We start from the raw sequence: 6,801 nt of genomic DNA, 5'->3' as shown, positions 1-6,801 counted from the left end.
TTCCACGTGGATATCACGGTCGGCAATAATATCCTGGAAAAGATGACCTCCTCCGTACCGGGGTGAAGCATGAGTGGTTCCATATACGATAAGATCAACGAGCCCAAGACGTTCATTTGGACATGGGCCTGGAATAGCGGGAACATCGTTCAACGAGACAGTATCTGCACGCAGAAATGTTCCGGGAGGAGCCACCGGTACTGAAAGTACTGCATAGGTTCCTGACATTACTCCGCAGGTACCACAGGTGACAATGTCTACATCCTGTAGTGATTCACCTTCTGTGATACGTGTTTTAAATTCACTCGCAGTCAGAACAACTGCAGTTCCTTTCCTGATCCGATCCCGGATCTCTTCCAGTCCTGTCATTGGATCCTGATATCTTCTACCCTGACGTGCAGACCATATTTTGTTTCCAGAAGCATGTTTACCACACCGGTATGCCCAAGATTCATCATACAAAATCCAGGTAAAAATCGCATCCTTTTTCCAAAGACAGGTTCACTTCTGGATGGTACTGCGATTCCTTCAAATCCGATCATGTGATATGCTTCAAGGTCTTTAACTTCCTGTCCCCGCGAGTATGCAGGGCCGACTACATGACCAGCTATCAATCCTGATACTCTGCTAGCCGAAATGACCTGTACCACATGTTGAACCGGACATCCTGCTCCCATCGGTCTTCCGGTAATAATATCTCCAGGTTTAATATCCCATTGTTCAACCATATCAGGTCTGAATGGAAGTAAGAATTTTCTCGCAGACTGCTCTCCGGGGAGAGGAATAATGATAAAATCAAGAGGATTTCCGAGAATATCAGATTCAGGGATCTGGTTCTGTGTATATGCAGATGGTATCTCTGGGCTCTGAATCCGGGAACTGGCATCTGATTTTCCCAGATAGAAAGGGCAGTCCTGATTTTGCATTGTTCCCTTGCTGACCGCATCCATGAAGGTAGAGCACTTATCAAGGCCACAGGCACCACAATCCCTCCCTGGAGGAGTCCATTCGGATGATTGACCTGAAGGAATATGTTCAGGATTTTTTAGGTCTAAAGTCACTACCTACTCACCCCGGAAGAGATAATCGGCACCGTTTAGTTTTCTTACGACCCCGAAGTGATTCTGCCATCCGATGGAGGTTTTTCCGATACATACGGTACATACCCCAAGTGGAGGAATTCCACGTAAGGTAATCGTCTTTGAATCAGTCACCTCGGGTCCTTCTTCAATTGTCCGGATCAGGAATCGAAGACCGGTTCCCTGAATTGCATTCGTCTCAACGATCTCGATACTACTACTAATCCCTTTAATCCTCTCTCTGAATACTTCCTTTTCAGCCTGTGTTACGAGATCAACCCTTGTTACTACTGCCATATCTGCAAGTGCTATCATGGGTGCCATTTTCACCGGTGAATGTATTCCGGAAACTGCTGAGAGGACTACGATTCCAAGAGACTGAGTAGTATAAGGAGTACATCGCAGACAGAGACCGGCACTTTCAACAATCAGGTAATCAGCCCCTAGCCCGGCAGCCCAGGAGATGGCATCTTCCATAACCATGATCCCGGCATGGTCCGGACAAAGATCTCCAGAGTATATTTTTTTAGTCGCGATCCCAAATTCAGCAGCAAGTTCTTCATCCTCAGTAGCAACCACCACATCGATCTTAAGATATACAAATCGATGGTTCGGCATGGATCTGATGATCTGCCTGATAACTGAGGTCTTACCGGTTGAAGGGGGACCGGCTACGATTATGAGTCTCATTTCGTTCAGGCTGGAATCGCGTTAGTAATCAGTTCACCAGCACGGATCTGTTCTCTGACTTTGGCAATAGCAGCATCATATGCAAGCATCTGTTTGAGAGCAGACTGTTCAGATCCATTCGGAGTTAGAACTTTGGCAACTGCACCATCATGCATGACTATCCTTCTATCAGAAAGAAGTGATACGAGTGGGTCATGGGTTACAAAAAGCAGCGCTTTATGGTATCTTCGTAATGCCTCAATCACCCGGTTTTTAAATATGCCGGCATTTTCCACCTCATCAAGGAGTATTATCGGAGTATTGGAGATGAGGATGGCATCAGCGACCATCAGGGATCTGGTCTGTCCCCCTGATAACTGGGTCATTCTGACGGTTCGACGGATAGCTTCTCCGGTAAACTGATTTGCAAGTGAAACAGTTTCTTCAACGAGATCCTGGTCCCTATATCCCCGTGATCTGGTATGCATACATAGAAAATCTTCAACCGAAAGATCACAGAGACAACGGGTATTTTGAGTAATCATGGCAACAGGTTTACGAGCAGGGTCACGGATGAAGTGATCTGGGGGGGTTGTTCCGTTAACCAGGATCTGTCTTTTTGTGATAGTATCCCTACTTGCAAATATCTCGATATCATTGATAAGAGCACTCTTCCCTGATCCGGTTGGACCAACGATAGAGATTGTATCTCCAGGTTTTATCCTGATTTCATCAAAACCCTCGGGTTCACCATTTCGGTTTCTTCCAGGAAGTATGGTGATCTCGTGAATGATATTTTCAGACATATATGGGAATCATGGATCCAGAAATGATAATACTTTTTGGTCTAAAAAAGATAAAAAATGACTTTTAATACAAACTATATATCCAATAATTATACAATGGTATAGTATGTTTTCCAGAGCAATCTTTAGACAAGACTTCAAGGAAGCGTTAGAGGAAGCACTCGATCATAAACAGATCAGTCTGAAAGAACTAGCGGACCTTGCAAGTATTCCCGTTGCTACTATCTATAAGATTACATCAGGTGAACGTGATCCCCGCCTTTCAACCGTGCGTGCGATTGTTATGGCACTTGAACCGTTTGATCAGGACACCATTGCGATTATCGCTGCAAAATTTCTTCTCGATGAGATCGGTAATCAGACGATCTCATTGGAAGGGAAGAAGTACCGGGTCAAAGGATATCCTGCCCACACCATGGAAGACTGTATAATCGCGGCAGTCCGGGCAGAAAAAGAGGGGGCTGCAGGACTTATTTGTGCTCCGATCCTTGCAGCATTGATCGAACGGATTGTAGATATTCCTGTTGTAATCCTAAAACCTGACATCGCCTCATTTGAGGAGGCAATAAAGTCCCTAACCCGGCAGTTGGTATGAATCAGGGGCAATCGTTAAACTAATATTTTCCGGATTTATGAACTGAAAAGTTTCATCGAAATAATTACATATATATCCGCTAGTCGTTGAACTATCGGAAAAAATAGGGATATTATCAGATTTATGCTGTCTGGTTGAACTGACTGACTATAGTGTTAGTCTTGTTGACCTCTTCAAGAAGTCTTGGATACATCTCGTTCATGGTATGCACACAAGAACCACATGTGTTGACCAGGGTTGCATATTCAGTCAGGTCTTTTTTGAAAACATCAACTGAAGCATTAACCTGATCCCGTACCGGGGTTATCTCATCAGAAAGCGTATATTCGTTGATCTTCAAGCTAAAAGCGTTCAGTGCGTCGCTCTCTTCCTGACTTATAGTGGCAACAGAGGAATCTGTTCCATTGAAAAATCCTTCTTTCATGATGTCTGGGATTGATGTAAGTAATGGTAATCCTTCTTTGGTGACATCATTGAGAAATTTTACATCATTACCGGTAAGGGTCTCTGATGCCCCTGCAGGAAGAACAACCATACATGCCATGAAAACAGCGATAATAAAAATAGACCACAACGATCTGTGCATGATCGAATGTATGGATTGATACCCAATAATCCTTGTGTCTGTTTCTCTAATTTTTTTGAATCAATGGGGTTAATGCTGGATTAAATTAGTGTACCGGCATCCTAGTATCTGGAGTTGTGAGGCCAGATCAGCGGTACCAGGTGATGAGCAGGTAACCCCCCCATGAATCGAGATATAAATATTGATGGTAGAGTAAGTCAGGATTTATCTATTTAATCATATTTCTGTTAATCCATTTTTGCAGTATTCTTAATAGAATACCAAACCCATTCTTATTAGCATGAAGGTCCCGTTTACTGAACTCGATGATCGGATGAGCCGGTTTCGGGCACGAATGGATAAAACTTCTCCTGATTGGGAACTGGCAGCAATAATAGGCAAGATACCTCTCTACTATTTTACTGGTACCATGCAGGATGGAATTCTTTTAATTCCACAGGATAATGATGCAGTATTCTGGGTTCGGCAGAGTTATGAACGGGCCATTGATGAGTCCTGTTTCCCTGATATCAGAAAAATGCGAAGTTACCGGGATGTGGCTTTGGGTATGGGCAACCTCGCTAAAACGGTTTACCTTGAGACCGGGATTATGACGATTTCCCAACTCACCAGACTTCAGAAACATCTGCCATTTTCTAACATTAAATCTGTTGATGAACAGGTTGCAGCAGTGAGGGCTCTGAAAAGTCCCTATGAAATTGCTCTAATGGAGCATGCCGGATCAATTCATCGACATGTACTCGAAGATTGTGTGCCAGATATGCTTCGGGCAGGTATCGATGAAGCATCACTCACCTGTGAACTTTATTCGCTGATGGTAGAGAAAGGCCACCAGGGGATTATCAGGTTTGGTATGTTTAACGAGATGCTTCTCGGTCAGATAGGGTTTGGAACAAATTCCCTGTATCCAACCTGTATCAATTCACCGGGAGGAATATTTGGTATGCATCCTTCGACACCGCTTATGGGAAGCCGGGACCGAAAACTGAAGAACGGAGATCTCGTAAATATTGATATTGGATGTGGATATAAGGGATATCAGACTGATAAGACCATGACCTATATGTTCGGGTCAACAATACCTGAAGAAGCAATAGAATCTCATATCAGGTGTGTAGAACTTCAGAACACCATTGCTGCTGAATTAAAACCCGGCGCCATACCATCTGCCATTTACCGTGAAATACTCGAAGATCTGGAACCTGCATTTCTTGAAAATTTTATGGGATATGGGAAACATCGGGTGAATTTTCTCGGTCACGGTATCGGGCTTTGGATAGATGAATATCCGGTGATTGCGCAAGGGTTTGATGAACCGCTTCAGGAAGGTATGGTTTTTGCCCTTGAACCAAAGAAAGGAATTCCCGACGTTGGTCTGGTCGGAATTGAGAATACCTTCCTCGTTACTCCTTGTGGGGGGCGATCAATTACCGGAATGAGCAAAGGACTCGTGGAAGTATTTTAATGAGTAACTCCGCCTGTGTGGTGTTTTTTCCAACAATCAGAAGGGATGTCTCTTTGCACTTCCTCAATTCTGATCCTGATATAATTTATTCCGATACAACCAGATATTTTTATTCTGTTTATACAGAACTCTGAATAGATACCCTGATATCTCTAGGAGAGGGTATGAGCGGGGTGAATACTATTGGTGTTTGAATGTCAGCAATGTGGGGAATGTTGTAGCCACCTGGGGCTGGTATTTGAGATCATCGAGGATTATGGAGATTATTCGAATCTTATCCGAAATCAGTATACCGGACTCCGACAGATTGTATCTGTATCAGAATCTTTGCATATGCTTTATGACCTCCACGATATTTTTCTCGAACGTCCGGAGGCATGTCCGTTTTTTCGATTCAATACAAACGATGGCCTGTATTATTGTACTGTTCATCTCACCAGACCTGAAATCTGCCAGGATTATGGGTGTTGGCGGTTCTTAATTCTTGATAATCAGGGAAACCGTGTAGGGAGGGTGATGGAACGCAGGCATCTCCATACGGAAAGTGAGTCCCTGGAAAAAATCTGGGAACACTGTATTAGGACACTACATGAGGATGATGATGAGATATGGGATCGGAAGATGTGTTCAATCATCCACACTGCAGGATTTAAGATTCGGGATTGATTCTTTCCCTTTCGTATCCAATTTGAATGCTGTATAATCCGGATGGATATTTGACATAATTGGTTGAAAGATCTTTTAATGTCCTCATTACTATTTTTAAAGATAATATGGGATTCTTTAACAGACGTTCACCAAATGGTCATACTAATAACCCGGATGATGATATCGAAGATTTTAAATCATTGTTTGAGATTAAAGCATTAGACTCTTTAGAATGGGATAATGAGGATGATGAAATTACAGAATCAGTAGTACCAGCCAATAATGGTATTGAATCATCCGAGTCGAATATACCAGAAGTAGAATCAAATTCAATTTCTAAACCTGTATCTGAAAAAAAATCTGAAATAGTCTCATCTTCGGCGTCTCCAGAGCGGGATGAAACGCTCATTACCAGTGTTATACCCGAACCTGAAACACGACAAACCAAGAAAGAAATTACGAATTCAATTATAAATTGTGACCCTGATGCAAATGAGATTCCTCATATAGACAGGAATACAGTACGATCAGCAATTATCTGGAACAACCGGGGAGTTACATTAAGCCGGTTAGGAAAATATGATGACGCTCTTGCTGCGTATGAGCAGGCATTACAGATACATCCTGATTACTCCACCGCATGGAACAATAAAGGAGTCACTTTGTATCGGTTAGGGAAGTATAATGAGGCAGTTAAGGCATATGATCGTGCTTTACATATCGCTCCGACGAGTAAGGATACATCAAGATTAAAAATCCTATCATTGCCCGTATCTGCACTTTATTCATAATACTTCACTTTTTTAACCAAATTTCCCCTCCGGAAAATGCTTTCAATATAATTAAGATATCAAAAGACCTGATCTAGCTAACCAGCACCTGACTACTCTAGTGAATTTAGATACATCTACAATTTGTTCTGTTTCAATTGACTGGATTTTCTGTTTTAAATC

9 protein-coding genes are annotated in these 6,801 nt (G+C 42.7%); 4 read left to right on the top strand and 5 right to left on the bottom strand.

Features of this window, described 5'->3' with window-relative positions:
- From LUQ50_RS13900 to LUQ50_RS13885, 4 genes are all read right to left on the bottom strand, one after another.
- Positions 1-369: homocysteine biosynthesis protein (locus tag LUQ50_RS13900; RefSeq protein ID WP_300040684.1), on the bottom strand; the 369-nt coding region annotated here is incomplete at its 3' end.
- Positions 366-1,061: a (Fe-S)-binding protein gene (locus LUQ50_RS13895; RefSeq protein ID WP_300040682.1), complete on the bottom strand. Its 696-nt coding sequence runs from the start codon at positions 1,059-1,061 to the stop codon at positions 366-368. The genes LUQ50_RS13895 and LUQ50_RS13900, both read right to left, overlap by 4 nt.
- A gap of 3 nt (positions 1,062-1,064) precedes the next feature.
- The gene (locus tag LUQ50_RS13890) at positions 1,065-1,769 is read right to left on the bottom strand and encodes a GTP-binding protein (RefSeq protein WP_300040680.1); all 705 of its coding nucleotides are present in this window, start codon (positions 1,767-1,769) and stop codon (positions 1,065-1,067) included.
- A 5-nt stretch (positions 1,770-1,774) separates the two neighbouring features.
- Positions 1,775-2,554, bottom strand: a complete 780-nt coding sequence (locus tag LUQ50_RS13885) for an ATP-binding cassette domain-containing protein (RefSeq protein ID WP_300040678.1) — start codon at positions 2,552-2,554, stop codon at positions 1,775-1,777.
- A gap of 106 nt (positions 2,555-2,660) precedes the next feature.
- On the opposite strand from LUQ50_RS13885, the gene LUQ50_RS13880 reads away from it, so the two are divergent.
- Positions 2,661-3,149 carry a helix-turn-helix domain-containing protein gene (locus LUQ50_RS13880; RefSeq protein ID WP_300040676.1) on the top strand — a complete coding sequence of 163 codons (489 nt, stop codon included), beginning with the start codon at positions 2,661-2,663 and terminating at the stop codon, positions 3,147-3,149.
- Between the two features lie 121 nt (positions 3,150-3,270).
- Here the strand turns inward: LUQ50_RS13880 and LUQ50_RS13875 are convergent, their stop codons facing one another.
- Positions 3,271-3,693, bottom strand: coding sequence for a hypothetical protein (locus LUQ50_RS13875; RefSeq protein WP_300040674.1), 423 nt, complete (start codon positions 3,691-3,693; stop codon positions 3,271-3,273).
- 322 nt (positions 3,694-4,015) lie between these two features.
- Here LUQ50_RS13875 and LUQ50_RS13870 point away from each other — a divergent pair, with 322 nt between their 5' ends.
- The 3 genes from LUQ50_RS13870 (at position 4,016) to LUQ50_RS13860 (ending at position 6,639) form a co-directional block, all read left to right on the top strand.
- Positions 4,016-5,200, top strand: a complete 1,185-nt coding sequence (locus LUQ50_RS13870; protein WP_300040671.1) for a Xaa-Pro peptidase family protein — start codon at positions 4,016-4,018, stop codon at positions 5,198-5,200.
- Positions 5,201-5,386: 186 nt separating this feature from the next.
- Positions 5,387-5,866 (top strand): YkgJ family cysteine cluster protein, encoded by a 480-nt coding sequence (locus tag LUQ50_RS13865; RefSeq protein WP_300040669.1) that lies wholly within the window; start codon positions 5,387-5,389, stop codon positions 5,864-5,866.
- Positions 5,867-5,925: 59 nt separating this feature from the next.
- Entirely contained in the window at positions 5,926-6,639 is a 714-nt protein-coding gene (locus LUQ50_RS13860; protein WP_300040667.1) for a tetratricopeptide repeat protein, read from the top strand.
- Positions 6,640-6,801 lie beyond the last annotated feature (162 nt).

Origin of the sequence: Methanospirillum sp. (assembly GCF_028679455.1) — an archaeon.
Lineage (GTDB): Archaea > Halobacteriota > Methanomicrobia > Methanomicrobiales > Methanospirillaceae > Methanospirillum.
This window is presented reverse-complemented; position numbering and strand designations above follow the sequence as displayed.

Coding starts and splice junctions, on each gene's coding strand:
- LUQ50_RS13890 (WP_300040680.1), bottom strand. CDS start 1,769: ATGAGACTCATAATCGTAGCCGGTCCCCCTTCAACCGGTAAGACCTCA.
- LUQ50_RS13885 (WP_300040678.1), bottom strand. CDS start 2,554: ATGTCTGAAAATATCATTCACGAGATCACCATACTTCCTGGAAGAAAC.
- LUQ50_RS13880 (WP_300040676.1), top strand. CDS start 2,661: ATGTTTTCCAGAGCAATCTTTAGACAAGACTTCAAGGAAGCGTTAGAG.
- LUQ50_RS13875 (WP_300040674.1), bottom strand. CDS start 3,693: ATGGCATGTATGGTTGTTCTTCCTGCAGGGGCATCAGAGACCCTTACC.
- LUQ50_RS13870 (WP_300040671.1), top strand. CDS start 4,016: ATGAAGGTCCCGTTTACTGAACTCGATGATCGGATGAGCCGGTTTCGG.